We start from the raw sequence: 16,753 nt of genomic DNA, 5'->3' as shown, positions 1-16,753 counted from the left end.
GGTTGCGCCGCCTGCGTGGGGCCGGGCGGACCAGCACAAAGTCTACCGGCGCGGCCTGTGCGCCCGCCGAGCCTTGGCCCGCACCGCCCCCACGGGCGCCCGTGGGGACCCTTTGACCTGCCCCGGACCCCACGCCCCGAAACTCCCGCCGGACGGCTCCGGCCGGACGGCTCCCGCCGCTACTCGGCGGCGGCCCGGTCCCGGGCGGGCGTGCGCGAGCGGCCGCGCGGCAGGACCCGCAGCGCGTCCCCCATGTCCGCGACCTCCGTCACCTTCATCCCGGCCGGCACCTTCCCCGGGTCCGCGGGGACCAGCGCGTGCGTGAAGCCCAACCGGTGCGCCTCGGCCAGCCGCCGCTGCACGCCCGTCACCCGCCGGACCTCGCCGGCCAGGCCGACCTCCCCGATCGCGACGAGGTTCTTCGGCAGCGGCACGTCACTGGCGGCCGAGGCCAGCGCCAGCGCGATCGCCAGGTCGGCGGCCGGCTCGGTCAGCTTCACCCCGCCCACGGTCGCGCTGTAGATGTCCCGCTTGCCGAGCGCCGTGATGCGCCCGCGCTGCTCCAGCACCGCGAGCATCATCGACACGCGCGAGGTCTCCAGGCCCGAGGTGGTGCGGCGGGGGGAGGGGATCTGCGAGTCGACGGTGAGCGCCTGCACCTCGGCGACCAGCGGCCGCTTCCCCTCCAGGGTCACGGTCAGGCAGGTGCCCGGCACGGCCTCGGCGCGGCGGGTCAGGAACAGCCCGCTCGGGTCGGCCAGACCCGTGATGCCCTCGTCGTGCAGCTCGAAGCAGCCGACCTCGTCGGTGGCCCCGTAACGGTTCTTCACACCGCGCACCAGACGCAGCCGCGCGTGCCGGTCCCCCTCGAAGCTGAGCACCACGTCCACCAGGTGCTCCAGCAGGCGCGGGCCGGCGATGGCCCCGTCCTTGGTGACGTGGCCGACGAGCAGGGTGGCCATGCCGCGCTCCTTCGAGGCCCGGATCAGCGCGCCCGCGACCTCCCGCACCTGGGCCATGCCGCCGGGCGCGCCGTCGATCTCGGGGGAGGCGATGGTCTGCACGGAGTCCAGGACCAGCAGGGACGGCTTGACCGCGTCGAGGTGCCCCAGCACCGCGGACAGGTCGGTCTCGGCGGCGAGGTAGAGGTGATCGCTCAGGGCGTTGATCCGGTCGGCCCGCAGCCGCACCTGGCTCGCCGACTCCTCGCCGGTGACGTACAGGGTCCGGTGGTCGCCGTCGGCCGCCTTCGCGGCGACGTCCAGCAGCAGCGTCGACTTGCCGACGCCCGGTTCGCCCGCCAGCAGCACCACCGCGCCGGGCACCAGTCCGCCGCCGAGGACGCGGTCGAGCTCGTCCACGCCGGTGCTGCGCGCCGTCGCCGTACGGCCGTCGACCTGGGCGATGGGCAGCGCGGCCGTGGACACGCGACCGGCCGCGGTGGTCCGTACGGCCGGGGCGCCCATCTCCTCGACGGTCCCCCAGGCCTGGCACTCGGGGCAGCGGCCGAGCCACTTCGCGGTGGTCCACCCGCATTCGGAGCAGCGGTAGGACGGTCGGTCCTTGGCGGATGAACGAGCGGTGCGGGCAGCCATACGGGCCACCGTAGCCGCCCGTACCGACAGCGGCGGGCGGGGGCCGACCGGGGGACGGCCGGGGCCGGGGTCGCCCGCGTCAGGGACGCCGTCAGCGGACCTCGGATCTGTTCACCCGTAAGAGCTAAAACCGCTGAAGGCTTCCGGGGCGCCGGCGGCGTGCCGCCTACGGTCGCCGAGTGAACAGCAGCAACCAGGGACACCCCACGGCGCGCACCGGCGCACACCGGGCGCACGGGCGCACGCCCTCGGCGGGGCCGGTGGGACCGGAGGGAGAAGAGGGCTCGATGGGACAGGAGGGATCGCGGGCCCCGGCCGCGTTCCCGGCCGGCCACGGGACGAGGGCCGGCAGCGGAGGAGGGAGCGGGACGCGGGCCGCCGCGGAAGCGGCCGCAGCCCCGGCGGGAGCCGCCGTCGGGGGCGCGGATCCGGGCCCGGGCCCCGAAGCGCGCGGCGCCGAGGGCCCCGACGGGCCCGCCGCCGAGCGCCCTGACGCGCCCGCCGCCGAGCCGCCGCCCTTCCGGCACGAGCCCTATCTCGACGGACTGTTCACGTACTGCCTGTCGGTCCTGTGCGACCACGACGTCGCCACCGACGTCCTCGGCGACGTCCTCGCCGTGGCCGAGCGGCACCCGGGCCGCTGCCCCGACGAGGGCGAACGGCGCGCCTGGTTGTACGCCCTCGCCCGTTGGGCCTGCCTGAGCCGGCTCGCCGAACGGCGGCGCGCCCGCCAAGGGGCGCATTCCGCCCGGCGCACGCCGGAGCACACGGACGCCGGGCATGCGCCGGACGCGCCGCCGGGCCTCGACGTGAACGCCTACCGCCGCACCGAACTCGCCCGGCTCGCTTGGCCCGAGGCCGCCGGCACCACGCCGGAACAGCGCGAGGCCCTCGAACTCGCCGTCCGCCACCGCCTCGGCGTCACCGAGCTCGCCTCCGTCCTCGGCACCCCCGCACCCGCCGCCCGCGAGCTGCTGTCCGCCGCCGCCTGCGAGGTGGAGCGCACCCGCGCCGCCCTCGCCGTCGTCGAGACCGGGAACTGCCCGGCCGTCTCCCGCCTCACCGGCGGCGACGGCCCGGACGAGGGGTACGGCGCCCCGGCCTGCCCAGGCGGGCTGGGCGGGCGCAGCGGCGACGTCCTGCTGTCCGGCACCCTGCGCGCCGAGCTGGTGCGGCACGTCGACGACTGCCCGCGCTGCCGGCGCGCCGCCGAACACGTCGGCGCCCGCGCCCCCTGGCCCGGCTCCGCCGGCGTCACCGCCGCCCTCCCCCTGGTCCCGGCCCCCCGCCGGGCCGTCCACGCCGCCATGCTGCGCTCCGGGCGCCGCCGCTCCGGCCGGCCCGTCCCGCGCTTCGACCGCACCGGCTTCCCCCTCGCGGCCAAGGACCGCGCCGCCCGCCGCGACCGGATCCGGGCCCGCGCCGTGACCACCACCGTCGTCGCCACCGTCATCGCCGCGCCCGTGATCGCCCTGTGGGCCGCCTACCGGGGCGCGCCCGTCACCGGCGAACCCGTCGGCGCCGAGGGCACCCGGATCTCCGCCGGTGAATCGCAGATCCCGCCGCCGCCGGCCGGGGGCCTGCCCCTGACCGCGTACGAGAACCTCGGCAACACCGCCCACACCACGGGCGAACCGGCATTCGCCCCGGGCAGCGCCGCCCCCGACGTCTCCGTCGAGGTCATCAGCTCCGGCCCGCCCGTCACCCCCGAACCGGGTTCCCCCGGCGCCCCCGGGCGGCTCACCGTGGCCGCCACCGGCCAGGGCTCCGTGACCCTGCTGACCCTGAGCGCCGCCGGCGGCGCCCCCGTCGACTGGCGGCTCTGGTCCGACGCCCCCTGGCTGCGGGCGAGCCGGACGGCGGGCACCCTGGCCCCTGGAGAATCGGTCACCCTACGGATCACCGTGGACGTGGCGGCCCAGCCGGTCGGCGCCTGGTCGGCCCGCGTCGGCGTGGACCCGGGCGGCGCGGTGATCGCCATCCAGGGCCGGGGCCGCCCGGCGCCCCCCGCCGAACCCACCCCGACCCGCACCCCGCCCACCGCCGAACCCACGCCGGAGCCCACCCCGACCCCGACGCCCACGCCCACCCCGCCGGAGCCGACGCCGACCCCGACACCCCCCTCACCGACGCCGACCCCGAGCACGCCCGCGGAGCCCGGCCCGTCGGGGGGCCAGCCGGAAGGAACGGTTTCCCCGGGGCCGGCGACGTAGCGCCCCGGGGGAAGCGACGCGGCGGAGACCTAGACCGGGTCCGCCGGGTGCGGGGCCATGGGCAGCAGCGAGGCGAGCCGCGCCTCGCACAGCCGCACCAGCTCCGCGTAGGCCTCCGGGCCCATCAGCTCCGTCAGCTCCGGCCGGTACGACTCGTACACCGGCTTGCCCGCACCGTGCGCCGAGGTCGCCGACGTGCACCACCAGTGCAGGTCGTGACCGCCCGGCCCCCACCCGCGCCGGTCGTACTCGCCGATCGACACCTGGAGCACCCGGGTGTCGTCCGGCCGGTCGATCCAGTCGTAGGTGCGGCGGATCGGGAGCTGCCAGCACACGTCCGGCTTCGTCTCCAGCGGCTCCTGGCCGCTCTTCAACGCCAGGATGTGCAGCGAACAGCCCGCCCCGGCCGGGAAACCGGGCCGGTTCAGGAAGATGCAGGCGCCGTCCCAGCGGCGGGTCTGCTTCTCCCCGTCGTCGTCGAACTGCGTCCAGCCGCTCTCGCTGCCCTCGTCGTGGAACTGCCACAGCTCCGGCGTCAGCCGTGCCACGTGTTCGGCGACCCGCTTCTCGTCGTCCTCGTCGGAGAAGTGCGCCCCGAGCGTGCAGCAGCCGTCGGAGGCCCGACCCGCCTGGATGCCCTGGCAGCCACTGCCGAAGACGCAGGTCCAGCGGGAGGTCAGCCAGGTCAGGTCACAGCGGAAGACCTGTTCGTCGTCGGCGGGATCGGGGAACTCCACCCAGGCCCGGGGGAAGTCCAGCCCCTTCTCGTCCGGCTCCTTGCCCTTGCCCTTGGGCTTCGCCCCGCCCGCGGACTTCTTCGACGCGTTCTTGTTGGCCTTCTTCGTATTTGGCACAAACCCAAGCCTAAGCGCCCCTTACCTCACCCCTACGCGTTCGGCCCAGTAGCGTTTCCCGTATGAGACTCGGTGTCCTCGACGTGGGTTCGAACACGGTGCATCTGCTGGTGGTGGACGCCCACCCCGGCGCGCGCCCCCTGCCCGCGCACTCGCACAAGGTGCAACTACGACTGGCGGAGCTGCTCGACGAGCACGGCGCCGTCTCCCCCGACGGCATCGAGCGGCTCGTGTCCGTGATCGGGGCCGCCGTACAGGCCGCCGAGGACAAGGGCTGCGAGGACGTCCTGCCCTTCGCTACCAGCGCGGTGCGCGAGGCCACCAACGCCGACGAGGTCCTCGCCCGCGTCAAGGCCGAGACCGGGGTCGACCTGCCCGTCCTCAGCGGCGGGGACGAGGCCCGCCTCACCTTCCTCGCCGTGCGGCGCTGGTTCGGCTGGTCGGCGGGCAAGCTCCTCGTCCTCGACATCGGCGGCGGCTCGCTGGAGATCGCGTACGGCATCGACGAGGACCCCGACGCCGCCGTCTCCCTGCCGCTCGGCGCCGGCCGCCTCACCTCCGCCTGGCTCCCGACCGACCCGCCGGACCCGGGCGACGTGAAGGCGCTGCGCCGGCACGTGCGGGCCCAGATCGCGCGGACCGTCGGCGAGTTCAGCCGCTTCGGGGTCCCGGACCACGTGGTGGCCACCTCCAAGACCTTCAAGCAGCTCGCCCGGATCGCGGGAGCGGCCCGCGAGGCGGACGGCCTGTACGTCCAGCGCGACCTGACCCGCAAGTCCCTGGAGGAGTGGGTACCGCGCCTGGCGACGATGACCGCCGCCGAACGCGCCGGCCTGCCCGGCGTCTCCGAGGGCCGCGCCGGACAACTCCTGGCCGGCGCCCTGGTGGCGGAGGCCACGATGGACCTCCTCGGCGTCGAGGAACTGGAGATCTGCCCCTGGGCCCTGCGCGAGGGCGTGATCCTCCGCCGCCTGGACCACCTGCCGTAGCGGGGGCGTCGCGCGCGTAACCTGTCACCGTGGCAGAACCAGTCCGTATCCCGACCACCCGCGCCCCGAAGGTCGCCCTGTCCACCGCCTCCGTGTATCCGGAGTCCACGGCGACCGCGTTCGAGATCGCCGGCCGCCTCGGTTACGACGGGGTCGAGGTCATGGTGTGGACGGATCCGGTCAGCCAGGACGTCGACGCCCTGCGCCGGCTGTCCGACGACCACGGCGTGCCGATCCTGGCCATCCACGCGCCGTGTCTGCTGATCACGCAGCGCGTGTGGTCCACCGACCCGTGGACCAAGCTCCAGCGCGCGCAGGCCGCGGCCGAGAAGCTCGGGGCGTCCACGGTCGTCGTGCACCCGCCCTTTCGCTGGCAGCGGCAGTACGCGCGGGACTTCGTCGGCGGGATCTGGCGGATGGCGGACGAGACGGACGTGCGGTTCGCCGTGGAGAACATGTACCCGTGGCGCTACCGCGACCGCGAGATGCTCGCGTACGCGCCCGAGTGGGACGTGACCAAGGACGACTACCGGCACTTCACCGTCGACCTCTCCCACACCGCGACCGCCCGCACCGACGCCGCCGCGATGATCGACCGGATGGGCGACCGGCTGGCCCACATCCACCTCGCCGACGGGAACGGCTCCGCGAAGGACGAGCACCTCGTCCCCGGGCGCGGTACGCAACCCTGCGCCGAGCTGCTCGCCGGGTTGGCCCGTACGTCCTTCGACGGGCACATCGTCATCGAGGTGAACACCCGCCGGGCGATGTCCTCCGCCGAACGCGAGGCCGACCTCGCCGAGGCGCTGGAGTTCACCCGCCGCCACCTCGCGGAACCGGCGCGACGCCCGTGACCGACCCCACCGAGCCCGAGCGCGCCGAGCCCAAGCCCGAGCCCGCCGAGCCGACGGCCCCCGCCCCCGTCAGGCGCCGGCGCGGCCCCGGCCGCCCCCGGCAGGACGAGGCCGACGACGGCCCCGGCACCCAGGAGCGGATCCGGCTCGCCGCCCGCGAGGTGTTCGCCGAGCGCGGCTACGACAAGACCTCCGTGCGCGGCATCGCGAAGGTCGCCGGCGTGGACCCGGCGCTGGTGCACCACTACTTCGGGACCAAGGACGACCTGTTCGCCGCCGCCGTCGAGGTGTCGATGGAGCCCGCCCTGGTGGTCCCGGCCATCCTCGGCGAGGGCCCCGACGGCATCGGGGAGCGGCTGGCCCGGTACTTCCTGAGCGTGTGGGAGAACCCGGTCACGCGCGTCCCCCTGCTGGCCGTGATCCGTTCCGCGCTCACGCACGAGGCCGCCGCCAAGGTCCTGCGGGGGCTGGTCCTGCGCCGCCTGCTGGAGCGGGTCGCCGCCGACCTCGACGTCCCGAACCCGACCTTCCGGGCCGAGCTGGCCGCCTCGCACATGGTCGGGATCGCGATCCTGCGCTACGTCGTCCAGGTGGAGCCGCTGGCCTCCGCCGACCCGGAGGAGATCGTCACCCTGGTCGCCCCGACCCTCCAGCGCTACCTGACCGAGGCCTGACGGGGCCTGACCGAGGAATGAGCCCCCCGTCCCGGCATGCGGACGAGGTGTCCGGATCGCGGGCGGTGGGCGTAGCCTCGTAACCGAGCCATATCCACAGTCGCGGCTGACCGTACAGCCGCACTCATGGGGAGTGAAACCGCATGCCCGAGCTGAGGTCCCGCACCGTCACCCACGGCCGCAACATGGCAGGCGCTCGTGCGCTGATGCGCGCGTCGGGCGTAGCGAGCGAGGACATCGGCAAGCCGATCATCGCGGTGGCCAACTCGTTCACCGAGTTCGTGCCCGGCCACACCCACCTGGCCCCGGTCGGCCGCATCGTCTCCGACGCCATCCGCGCCGCCGGCGCGATCCCGCGCGAGTTCAACACGATCGCCGTCGACGACGGCATCGCCATGGGCCACGCCGGGATGCTGTACTCCCTGCCCTCCCGCGACCTCATCGCGGACAGCGTGGAGTACATGGTCGAGGCGCACTGCGCCGACGCCCTGATCTGCATCTCCAACTGCGACAAGATCACCCCGGGCATGCTGATGGCCGCCATGCGCCTGAACATCCCGGTCGTCTTCGTCTCCGGCGGCCCGATGGAGGCCGGCCAGGCCACCCTCGTCGACGGCACCGTCCGCAAGCTGGACCTGATCGACGCCATGGTCGACGCCTCCAACGAGAACGTGTCCGACGAGGACGTGCTCCGCATCGAGGAGAACGCCTGTCCGACCTGCGGCTCGTGTTCCGGCATGTTCACCGCCAACTCGATGAACTGCCTCGCCGAGGCCATCGGCCTGGCCCTCCCGGGCAACGGCTCGGTCCTCGCCACGCACACCGCCCGCCGCGCCCTGTACGAGAACGCCGGCCGCACGGTCGTGGAGATCACCAAGCGCTACTACGAGGGCGGCGACGAGTCCGTCCTGCCGCGCAACATCGCCACCCGCGAGGCCTTCGAGAACGCCATGGCCCTCGACATCGCCATGGGCGGCTCCACGAACACGATCCTGCACCTGCTGGCGGCGGCGCAGGAGGCGGGCCTGGAGTACGACCTCAAGGACATCGACGAGGTCTCGCGCCGCGTCCCCTGCCTGGCCAAGGTCGCCCCGAACGTGGCGCCGGGCGGCACGTACTACATGGAGGACGTCCACCGCGCCGGCGGCATCCCCGCGATCCTCGGCGAGCTGCACCGCGGCGGCCTCCTCAACAAGAACGTCACCACCGTCCACTCCCAGGGCCTCGACGACTGGCTGGGCACCTGGGACGCCCGCTCCGCCACCGCCTCCGAGGAGGCCATGGAGCTGTGGCACGCGGCCCCCGGCTGCAAGCGCTCCGCCACCGCCTTCTCCCAGTCCGAGCGCTGGGACACCCTCGACCTCGACGCCGAGGGCGGCTGCATCCGCTCCGTCCAGCACGCCTACTCCAAGGACGGCGGCCTGGCGGTGCTGCGCGGCAACATCGCCGTCGACGGCTGCGTCGTCAAGACCGCCGGCGTGGACGAGTCGATCTGGACCTTCGAGGGCCCGGCCGTGGTGTGCGAGTCGCAGGACGAGGCCGTCGACAAGATCCTCCGCAAGGAGGTGAAGGCCGGTGACGTCGTCGTCATCCGCTACGAGGGCCCGCGCGGCGGCCCCGGCATGCAGGAGATGCTCTACCCGACGTCCTTCCTCAAGGGCCGCGGCCTCGGCAAGGTCTGCGCCCTGGTGACGGACGGCCGCTTCTCCGGCGGCACCTCGGGCCTGTCCATCGGCCACGCCTCCCCGGAGGCGGCCTCGGGCGGCGACATCGCCGTCGTCGAGGACGGCGACCGCATCCGCATCGACATCCCGAACCGCTCGATCGAGCTGCTGGTCGACGAGGCCACCCTGGCCGCCCGCCACGCGGCCCTGGGCGGCGTGTACGCGCCGAAGGACCGCGAGCGCAAGGTCTCCGCGGCCCTGCGCGCCTACGCGGCGATGGCGACCAGCGCCGACAAGGGCGCCGTCCGCGACGTCAGCCGCCTGGGCTGATCCCGCACCACCGCTCCCCGTCCCACCACGGGACGTACGAGGACCCCGCCGGGCCGCTTCACCACCCGGCGGGGTTCCGCGCGTCCACGGCGAACACGCTGCCGTCGGGCGCGGTCGCGAAGACCCGGTTCTCGGCGGCGACGGGGGCGGGCAGGGTGGCGCTGAAGGCGCCCGCACCGGCCGGGGCGCGCAGTTTCGTCTGCCCCTCCAGCCGTCCGGCCGTCGCGTCCACGGCCAGCAGCCGGCCGTCCTGCGCGCTCAGGAAGAGCCGCCCCTGCGAGAACACCGGCCGCGAGGCCGCCGACACCCCGGTCTCCAGGCGCCAGCGCTCCCCGTCCGGCCCGACGGCCACGAGCGCCCCCGCCGTCCCGAAGGCGTACACCGTCCCGTCGGGGCCGACCGACCCCTCCGCGTCGAGGAGGGGCACGGACAGCAGGACGCGGTGCAGGGCGCGGCTCGCCAGGTCCACGCGGACCACCGCGCGGGTCTTCGTCGAGGTGTCGTCGTCCAGGAGGTACGCCGCCCCCCGGGCCACGCCGAGGGGGCGCAGCATCCCGCTCGTGCGCAGGTGCCAGCGTTCGGCCCCGCTCTCCGGGGCCACGGAGACGAGCTGCGTCGCCCTGCCGTCGGCCTCGCGGGTGGCGGCGTAGAGCCCGGAGCCGTCCGGGTCGGACCACCAGACGGAGCCGACGCCGCCGATCCGGCGGGTCCAGCGCTGCGTCCCGGTGGCCGTGTCGAGGACGGTCGCCTCGCCGGTCGGGCCGGCGAGCAGGGTCCGCTCGCCGAGGACCAGGACGCGGGTGGCGTCGGGCAGGGCGCGCTTCCAGCGTTCCGCCCCGGTGGCGGGGTCCAGCGCCCGCAGGGTGCGGCTGCCCGAGGCGACGGAGACGACCAGCCCGCCGCCGTACGCGGGCGCGCTGTCGGTGGCCGTCCGTTCGGCGGCCTCGCCGGCCCGTACGGACCACAGCGGCGCGCCGCTCGCCGGGTCCAGGCGGCCCGCAGCGACGCCGTGCCCGGAGCAGTAGAGGCCGCCCGACAGCCAGGAGCAGGCGGCGGCCCGGTTCCCGGCGCCGGGCTCGCCCAGGGTGGTGGCCCAGGGGGCGAGGGGGGCCGGGTCGTGCCCGGTGTCGGGGCCCTGTCCGACGCGGGTGCGCGGGGCCTCGTCGGCGGTGGCGAAGTGCAGCCAGGCTCCGGCCCCGCCGGCGAGGAGCAGCACGAGGGCGGCGGCGCCCCGCACGAGGCGCCGTCGGGCGCGCCGGGCGGGGGCTGCGGCGGCGGGCCCCGACCCCGCGTCCGGCTCCGCGTCCGGCTCCGGTTCCCGGGCGGCGGGCCGGTCGCGGAGGTGCGTGACCGGCTCCTCCTCCAGCGGGGAGGGCCGGCGCGGCTGCGGTATGAAGGTCTGCGTGTCCTCGCCCGTCGGGCTCGTCGCGGCGCGGACCTCGGCGATCAGGGCCTCGGCGGTCGGCCGCAGCTCCGGGTCCTTGGCCAGGCAGCGGGTCACGATCGGCACGAGCGGCGCGGGCAGCCCGGTGAGGTCCGGCTCGCTGTGCACGACCTGGTAGGCGACGAGGTAGTGGCTGTCGGAGTCGAAGGGGCCCCGGCCGGTCGCCGCGTGCACGAGCACCGCGCCGAGGGCGAACACGTCCGCCGCGGTGCCCACCTCGCGCGGCCGCTGGAACTGTTCGGGCGCCATGAACGGCGGCGTTCCGATCAGCTTGCCCGTCTCGGTCCGCAGGTCGCTGTCGGCCGGGCGCGAGATGCCGAAGTCGATGACGCGCACCCCGTCGGGGGCCATCAGCACGTTGCTCGGCTTCAGGTCCCGGTGTACGACGCCGGCGCGGTGGATGTCGCGCAGGGCCTCGGCCAGGCCGGCCGCGAGCCGGATCAGCTCGTCGGGGTCCAGCACGCGTTCGCGGACCCGCTCGGACAGGGTCGGGGCGTCGATGAACAGGGTGGCCATCCACGGCCGTTCGGCGTCGGGGTCGGCGTCGACGACGGGCGCGGTGAAGGCCCCGCTCACGCGCCGGGCGGCCGCGACCTCCTGCCGGAACCGCGCGCGGAACTCCGGGTCCACCGCGTGCTGGGCGTGGACCACCTTGACGGCGAGTTTCAGCCCGGAGCTGGAGGCGGCCAGGTGGACGACGCCCATGCCGCCGGAGCCGAGCACGGATTCGAGCCGGTACTGCCCGGCGTACTCCGGAAACCCCGCGTAGTCCGCGCGCAGCGAATGCACCGCTCATCACCCCCGATCGAGCCTAGTCGATGGCGCGGGCGGAACCCCAAGGTCCTGCTACCCTGCGCGCGTTGCGCAGGGCAACACCCATGGGGGGAGTTTTCTTATGTCCGTCGAGAACGATTCGAGCCAGGTCGAGAGCCTGGCCGCCGCGAGCGGTTTCCCGACCTTCCCGGTCGCGCCCGGCCACCAGGTGAACGTCCGCAGCGGCCCGGGCACCAACTACTCCGTCGTGCGCGTCCTGCCCCTGGGCGCGAGCGTCACCATCCGCTGCCAGTGCCCGGGCACGATGGTCTCGGGCCCGTACGGCACCACCGACCTGTGGGACTGCATCGGCAACGGCCAGTTCGTCTCCGACGCCTACGTCCGCACCGGGAGCGACGGCTACGTCGCCGGCCGCTGCGCCTGAGCCGGTCGGCCCGTCACCGTTCTGCCACGTGAGACGCCCCCGGCGGGCCGTGCCCGCCGGGGGATAATCGCCGGTGTGAGCGAAGACGAGCAGCGAGACCAGAACCAGGACCGGCAGCCGGAGCAGGGCTCGCCGGAGCGCCGGGCCGAAGCCCGCCCGGAGCCCGCGCCCGGCCCGCGGCCCGAGCCGATCAAGTTCTTCGGCACCACCTGGGTGGACCACGACGGCGGCTACGCCGCGCGCCGCGCGGGCGTCGCCGTCGGCTCGCTGCTGGGCGCCGTGGCCTCCGCGTACCTGCTGCGCTTCGCCTACGAGGGTCTGGAGATCGGCAACGTCGGCCCGTTCCTCAGCATCTCCGTCGTCATCCTCTTCGCGATCGCGAGTTCCATCGCCTTCGTCAAGACCTGGGACTCCTTCAGCCGTCGTGCCGCCCCGTCCTCCGACGAGGCCGCCCTCAAGGGCCTGAAGGCGATCGGCTTCATCGGCTCCCTCATCGCGTACTTCCTGCGCTCCCTCTTCGAGGCGCCGGGGGAGAAGCTCCACCGCGCCGAGTACGAGCGTGCCGTGGCCGAATTCGATCGCCGCCGCAGTTCCCGTACGGGCAACCCGGCCGCCCGCCGTCCCAAGCGCCGGAAGTAGCCCCCGCCGGGTCCGCCCGCACCGCCCGTCCGCGCCTTCGTCCGTTCCGGCCGATTGACGTCCGGGCACCGCCAGGAGCATTATTCATCACATGATGAATAACCGGTCGGACGGAGCCGCCCACGCCGTCCACGCCCACGACCTCACCGTCCGCCGCGGCACCGGCCGCCACCCCCGCACCGTCCTCGACGCCCTCGCCTTCGACGTCCCCCGCGGCCGCATCACCGGCCTCCTCGGCCCCTCCGGCTGCGGCAAATCCACCCTCATGCGCGCCGTCGTCGGCACCCAGGCCCACGTCACCGGCACCCTCGACGTCCTCGGCCGACCCGCCGGACACCCCGCCCTCCGCTCCCGCGTCGGCTACGTCACCCAGGCCCCCTCCGTCTACGACGACCTCACCGTCCGACAGAACCTCGACTACTTCGCCGCCGTCCTCGACCCCGGCCGGGCCGCCGCCGACCGCCGCACCGAAGGCGTCGCCCGCGCCATCGCCGACGTCGACCTCACCACCCGCGCCGACGCCCTCGCCGGCAACCTCTCCGGCGGACAACGCAGCCGCGTCTCCCTCGCCGTCGCCCTCCTCGGCACCCCCGAACTCCTCGTCCTCGACGAACCCACCGTCGGACTCGACCCCGTCCTGCGCCGCGACCTGTGGAACCTCTTCCACGACCTCACCACCGACCGCGGCACCACGATCCTCGTCTCCTCCCACGTCATGGACGAGGCCGAACGCTGCCACGACCTCCTCCTCATGCGCGAAGGCCGCATCCTCGCCCGCGACACCCCCGACGCACTGCGCACCCGCACCCACGCCACCACCGTCGAGGAAGGCTTCCTGCGCCTCGTCGACCAGGCCAACGCCGCCGCCCGGGACATCCAGGAGACCGAAGCCCGATGAACGCCGCCCGCACCACCGCCACCGCCGCCCGCGTCCTGCGCCAGCTCCGCCACGACCCGCGCTCCATCGCCCTGATGCTGCTGGTCCCCGTCCTGATGCTCACCCTGCTGCGCTACGTCTTCGACGGCAGCCCGCGCACCTTCGACGGCATCGGCGCCTCCCTGCTCGGCATCTTCCCCCTCATCACGATGTTCCTCGTGACCTCCATCGCCACCCTGCGCGAACGCACCTCCGGCACCCTCGAACGCCTCCTCGCCATGCCCCTCGGCAAGGGCGACCTCATCGCCGGCTACGCCCTCGCCTTCGGCGCCGTCGCCGTCGCCCAGTCCCTCCTCGCCACCGGCCTCGCCCTCTGGCTCCTCGGCCTCGACGTCACCGGCTCCCCCTGGCTGCTCCTGCTCGTAGCCCTCCTCGACGCCCTCCTCGGCACCGCCCTCGGACTCTTCGTCTCCGCCTTCGCCGCCTCGGAGTTCCAGGCCGTCCAGTTCATGCCGGCCGTGATCTTCCCCCAGCTCCTGCTGTGCGGCCTCTTCGCACCCCGCGACACCATGCAGCCCGTCCTCGAAGGCATCTCGAACGTCCTGCCCATGTCCTACGCCGTCGACGGCATGACCCAGGTCCTCACCCACACCGACATGACCACCGAGTTCCTCCGCGACGCCGCCGTCGTCGCCGCCTGCGCCCTGCTCGTCCTCGCCCTCGGCGCCGCCACCCTCCGCCGCCGCACCCCCTGACCACCCCACCGCCCCGACCACCCTGACCGCACTGCGGACAGCCCCCCGCCGCCCGCACCACGGGTGAAAGGATGAGGAGGCATACGCAGCACGCGTGAAGGAAACGTTCGGCGAGGTGAATCGGGCATGACCCAGACAGTCGCAGTCCTCGGTACCGGCAAGATCGGCGAGGCCCTGCTCAGCGGAATGATCCGCGGCGGGTGGCCCGCCTCCAAGCTCCTCGTCACCGCCCGCCGCTCCGAACGCGCCGAGGAACTGCGCACCCGCTACGGCGTCGAGGCCGTCAGCAACGCGGAAGCCGCCAAGCAGGCCGACACCCTCATCCTCACCGTCAAGCCGCAGGACATGGGCAAGCTCCTCGAAGAGCTCGCCCCCCACGTCCCCGCCGACCGCCTGGTCATCAGCGGCGCCGCCGGCATCCCGACCTCCTTCTTCGAGGAACGGCTCGCCCCCGGCACCCCCGTCGTCCGCGTCATGACGAACACCCCCGCCCTCGTCGACGAGGCCATGTCCGTCATCTCCGCCGGCAGCCACGCCACCGCCGCCCACCTCGCGCACACCGAGGAGATCTTCGGCGGCGTCGGCAAGACCCTGCGCGTCCCCGAGTCCCAGCAGGACGCGGCCACCGCCCTCTCCGGCTCCGGCCCCGCCTACTTCTACTTCCTCGTCGAGGCCATGACCGACGCGGGCATCCTCCTCGGACTGCCCCGCGCCCAGGCCCACGACCTCATCGTCCAGGCCGCCATCGGCGCCGCCGTCATGCTCCGCGACAGCGGCGAACACCCGGTCAAGCTCCGCGAGGCCGTCACCTCCCCGGCCGGCACCACCATCAACGCCATCGTCGAGCTGGAACGCCACGGCGTCCGCGCCGCCCTCATCGCCGCCCTCGAAGCCGCCCGCGACCGCAGCCGCGAACTCGCCTCCGGCAACAGCTGACCCCCGCACCCCGTCACGGGCCCCCGCACACGGCGGGGGCCCACCCCTCGCGGGGCGCGGACCTCAGGGCTCCAGCAGCCCGATCGCCCGGTACGCCCGGTCCACCACCGGCCGCGCCAACCCCCGCGCCCGCTCGGCACCGTCCCGCAGCACCTTCTCCACCGCACCGGGATCCGCCGCCAGCTCCGCGTGCCGCTCCCGCACCGGCCGCAGCGTCTCCACCACCACCTCGGCCACGTCCCGCTTCAGCGCCCCGTACCCCGCGTACCCCTCGGCGAGCACCGCCGGCTCCCCACCCGTACAGGCGCCCAGGACGTCGAGCAGGTTCGCCACCCCCGGCCGCGCGGCCCGGTCGTAGACGACCCCGCCGTCCCCGCTGTCGGTCACGGCCCGCATGAACTTCCTGCGGATCACGTCCGGCTCGTCGAGCATGAACACCACCCCGGGCCCGGCGTCACCGGACTTCCCCATCTTCGACGTCGGGTCCTGGAGGTCCATGACCCGCGCCGCCACGACCGGATGCGTCGCCTTCGGCACGGTGAACGTGTGTCCGTACCGTTGGTTGAACCGCACCGCCAGGTCCCGCGTGAGCTCGACGTGCTGCCGCTGGTCCTCACCCACCGGCACCTCGTCCGTCCCGTACGCCAGGATGTCCGCGGCCATCAGCACCGGATAGGTGAGCAACGACAGCCGTACGCCGTCCCCCGAAGCCTGCGCCGCCGCCGACTTCTCCCGGTACTGGACCATCCGCCGCAGCTCCCCGTCCGTCGCGGTGCACTCCAGCAGGTACGCCAGCCGGGTGTGCTCGTCGACGTGGCTCTGTACGAACAAGGTGCACCGGAGCGGGTCCAACCCGGCGGCCAGCAACAACGTCGCCGCCTGCCGACTCAGCCGGCGCACGCGCGCCGGATCGTGCTCGACGGTCAGCGCGTGCAGGTCGACCACGCAGAACAGCGCCTCGTCCGGCGCCTGGTCCGCGGCGACCCACTGCCGTACGGCCCCCAGGTAGTTGCCCAGCGTCAGGTGCCCGGTCGGCTTGACCCCGCTGAAGATCCTCGTCATGTCCTCTGTCTCCCTGTCCGTGTCGGTGGCCCCGCCTCGGGCGACCGCGCCACTCCCGGGAGGGAGAAACAGAAACGGCCGCCGGATCGGCGGCCGTGAGCGCATGCGTGCGCGCGTGTGGATCGGCCGCCGTCAGGCGGCCCACCAGCGAAGGCTGAGCGCATGCGTAGTCATGGGGACGAGCCTAGCCCTCGGACCACGCGGACGGCATCGGACTTTCGGCCGGCCGCCAGTCAGCCAGGGGTTGACACAGGTGTGCCTGGTCCGTAAGGTTCTTCGAGTTGTCCGACGTGAGCGCCGACTCCGGTCGGTCCCCGGACAGCCATCCCGCACTACACATTCGAACGAACGACGCACTCTGTCGTCTCGTTTTCATGCGTATTTGCGAATGAGGAATCCGCGTTCCAGGACGCAGCCGCCGATTGGCTTCGGGGGCAAGGAATCCGCTACTGTCTCACTCGCCGGAAGGGCCCAACAGCCCGGAAAGCAAAACCCGCTGACCGGGAGTCAGACCCGAAAGAGTCTGATAGAGTCGGAACCGCCGGAAAGGGAAAGCGCGAAAGCGCAGAACCTGGAAAGCACCGAGGAAATCGGGCCCGAAAGAGTCTGATAGAGTCGGAAACGCAAGAACACAGAACGAAAGCCCGGAGGAAAGCCCGAGAGGGTGAG

14 protein-coding genes are annotated in these 16,753 nt (G+C 74.0%); 10 read left to right on the top strand and 4 right to left on the bottom strand.

Annotated elements, in window-relative coordinates; genetic code table 11:
• Positions 1-179: 179 nt before the first annotated feature.
• On the bottom strand, positions 180-1,595 hold the full coding sequence (gene radA / locus AB0D01_RS35860; protein WP_363062886.1) for a DNA repair protein RadA: 1,416 nt from the start codon (positions 1,593-1,595) through the stop codon (positions 180-182).
• Positions 1,596-1,774: 179 nt separating this feature from the next.
• On the opposite strand from radA, the gene AB0D01_RS35855 reads away from it, so the two are divergent.
• Positions 1,775-3,808 (top strand): hypothetical protein, encoded by a 2,034-nt coding sequence (locus tag AB0D01_RS35855; RefSeq protein WP_363062884.1) that lies wholly within the window; start codon positions 1,775-1,777, stop codon positions 3,806-3,808.
• A gap of 29 nt (positions 3,809-3,837) precedes the next feature.
• On the opposite strand, the gene AB0D01_RS35850 is transcribed toward AB0D01_RS35855, so the two are convergent.
• The gene (locus AB0D01_RS35850; RefSeq protein ID WP_363062882.1) at positions 3,838-4,662 is read right to left on the bottom strand and encodes a hypothetical protein; all 825 of its coding nucleotides are present in this window, start codon (positions 4,660-4,662) and stop codon (positions 3,838-3,840) included.
• A 62-nt stretch (positions 4,663-4,724) separates the two neighbouring features.
• Here AB0D01_RS35850 and AB0D01_RS35845 point away from each other — a divergent pair, with 62 nt between their 5' ends.
• From AB0D01_RS35845 to ilvD, 4 genes are all read left to right on the top strand, one after another.
• Complete coding sequence (locus tag AB0D01_RS35845; RefSeq protein ID WP_363062880.1) at positions 4,725-5,651, top strand: Ppx/GppA phosphatase family protein; 927 nt, start codon at positions 4,725-4,727, stop codon at positions 5,649-5,651.
• Positions 5,652-5,680: 29 nt separating this feature from the next.
• Entirely contained in the window at positions 5,681-6,505 is an 825-nt protein-coding gene (locus tag AB0D01_RS35840; RefSeq protein ID WP_363062878.1) for a sugar phosphate isomerase/epimerase, read from the top strand.
• Positions 6,502-7,179 (top strand): TetR family transcriptional regulator, encoded by a 678-nt coding sequence (locus AB0D01_RS35835; protein ID WP_363062876.1) that lies wholly within the window; start codon positions 6,502-6,504, stop codon positions 7,177-7,179. The genes AB0D01_RS35840 and AB0D01_RS35835 overlap by 4 nt, the downstream gene beginning before the upstream one ends.
• 143 nt (positions 7,180-7,322) lie before the next feature.
• Entirely contained in the window at positions 7,323-9,173 is a 1,851-nt protein-coding gene (gene ilvD / locus AB0D01_RS35830; protein ID WP_363062874.1) for a dihydroxy-acid dehydratase, read from the top strand.
• Between the two features lie 58 nt (positions 9,174-9,231).
• On the opposite strand, the gene AB0D01_RS35825 is transcribed toward ilvD, so the two are convergent.
• On the bottom strand, positions 9,232-11,406 hold the full coding sequence (locus AB0D01_RS35825; protein ID WP_363062872.1) for a serine/threonine-protein kinase: 2,175 nt from the start codon (positions 11,404-11,406) through the stop codon (positions 9,232-9,234).
• A gap of 106 nt (positions 11,407-11,512) precedes the next feature.
• Between AB0D01_RS35825 and AB0D01_RS35820 the strand changes: the two genes are divergently transcribed.
• The 5 genes from AB0D01_RS35820 to proC all read left to right on the top strand — a co-directional run bounded on the left by AB0D01_RS35820 (position 11,513) and on the right by proC (position 15,022).
• Entirely contained in the window at positions 11,513-11,815 is a 303-nt protein-coding gene (locus tag AB0D01_RS35820; RefSeq protein ID WP_363062870.1) for a peptidase, read from the top strand.
• Positions 11,816-12,004: 189 nt separating this feature from the next.
• Entirely contained in the window at positions 12,005-12,454 is a 450-nt protein-coding gene (locus AB0D01_RS35815; protein WP_363062939.1) for a hypothetical protein, read from the top strand.
• A gap of 91 nt (positions 12,455-12,545) precedes the next feature.
• On the top strand, positions 12,546-13,352 hold the full coding sequence (locus AB0D01_RS35810) for an ABC transporter ATP-binding protein (protein WP_363062868.1): 807 nt from the start codon (positions 12,546-12,548) through the stop codon (positions 13,350-13,352).
• The gene (locus tag AB0D01_RS35805) at positions 13,349-14,086 is read left to right on the top strand and encodes an ABC transporter permease (RefSeq protein ID WP_363062866.1); all 738 of its coding nucleotides are present in this window, start codon (positions 13,349-13,351) and stop codon (positions 14,084-14,086) included. Before AB0D01_RS35810 ends, AB0D01_RS35805 begins: the two co-directional genes overlap by 4 nt.
• 126 nt (positions 14,087-14,212) lie before the next feature.
• Positions 14,213-15,022 (top strand): pyrroline-5-carboxylate reductase, encoded by an 810-nt coding sequence (proC, locus tag AB0D01_RS35800; RefSeq protein ID WP_363062864.1) that lies wholly within the window; start codon positions 14,213-14,215, stop codon positions 15,020-15,022.
• A gap of 63 nt (positions 15,023-15,085) precedes the next feature.
• Here the strand turns inward: proC and trpS are convergent, their stop codons facing one another.
• Entirely contained in the window at positions 15,086-16,084 is a 999-nt protein-coding gene (trpS, locus tag AB0D01_RS35795) for a tryptophan--tRNA ligase (protein ID WP_363062862.1), read from the bottom strand.
• Between the last annotated feature and the right edge of the window lie 669 nt (positions 16,085-16,753).

It is taken from the genome of Streptomyces sp. NPDC048606 (genome assembly GCF_040650855.1).
GTDB lineage: Bacteria > Actinomycetota > Actinomycetes > Streptomycetales > Streptomycetaceae > Streptomyces.
The sequence above is the reverse complement of the archived record's forward strand: the minus strand, read 5'-3'. Positions and strand labels throughout refer to the sequence as shown.

Excerpts from the sequence above, each read along its gene's own strand:
- AB0D01_RS35845 (WP_363062880.1), top strand. The coding sequence starts at position 4,725 with ATGAGACTCGGTGTCCTCGACGTGGGTTCGAACACGGTGCATCTGCTG.
- ilvD (WP_363062874.1), top strand. The coding sequence starts at position 7,323 with ATGCCCGAGCTGAGGTCCCGCACCGTCACCCACGGCCGCAACATGGCA.
- radA (WP_363062886.1), bottom strand. The coding sequence starts at position 1,595 with ATGGCTGCCCGCACCGCTCGTTCATCCGCCAAGGACCGACCGTCCTAC.
- trpS (WP_363062862.1), bottom strand. The coding sequence starts at position 16,084 with ATGACGAGGATCTTCAGCGGGGTCAAGCCGACCGGGCACCTGACGCTG.
- AB0D01_RS35820 (WP_363062870.1), top strand. The coding sequence starts at position 11,513 with ATGTCCGTCGAGAACGATTCGAGCCAGGTCGAGAGCCTGGCCGCCGCG.
- proC (WP_363062864.1), top strand. The coding sequence starts at position 14,213 with ATGACCCAGACAGTCGCAGTCCTCGGTACCGGCAAGATCGGCGAGGCC.
- AB0D01_RS35810 (WP_363062868.1), top strand. The coding sequence starts at position 12,546 with ATGATGAATAACCGGTCGGACGGAGCCGCCCACGCCGTCCACGCCCAC.
- AB0D01_RS35805 (WP_363062866.1), top strand. The coding sequence starts at position 13,349 with ATGAACGCCGCCCGCACCACCGCCACCGCCGCCCGCGTCCTGCGCCAG.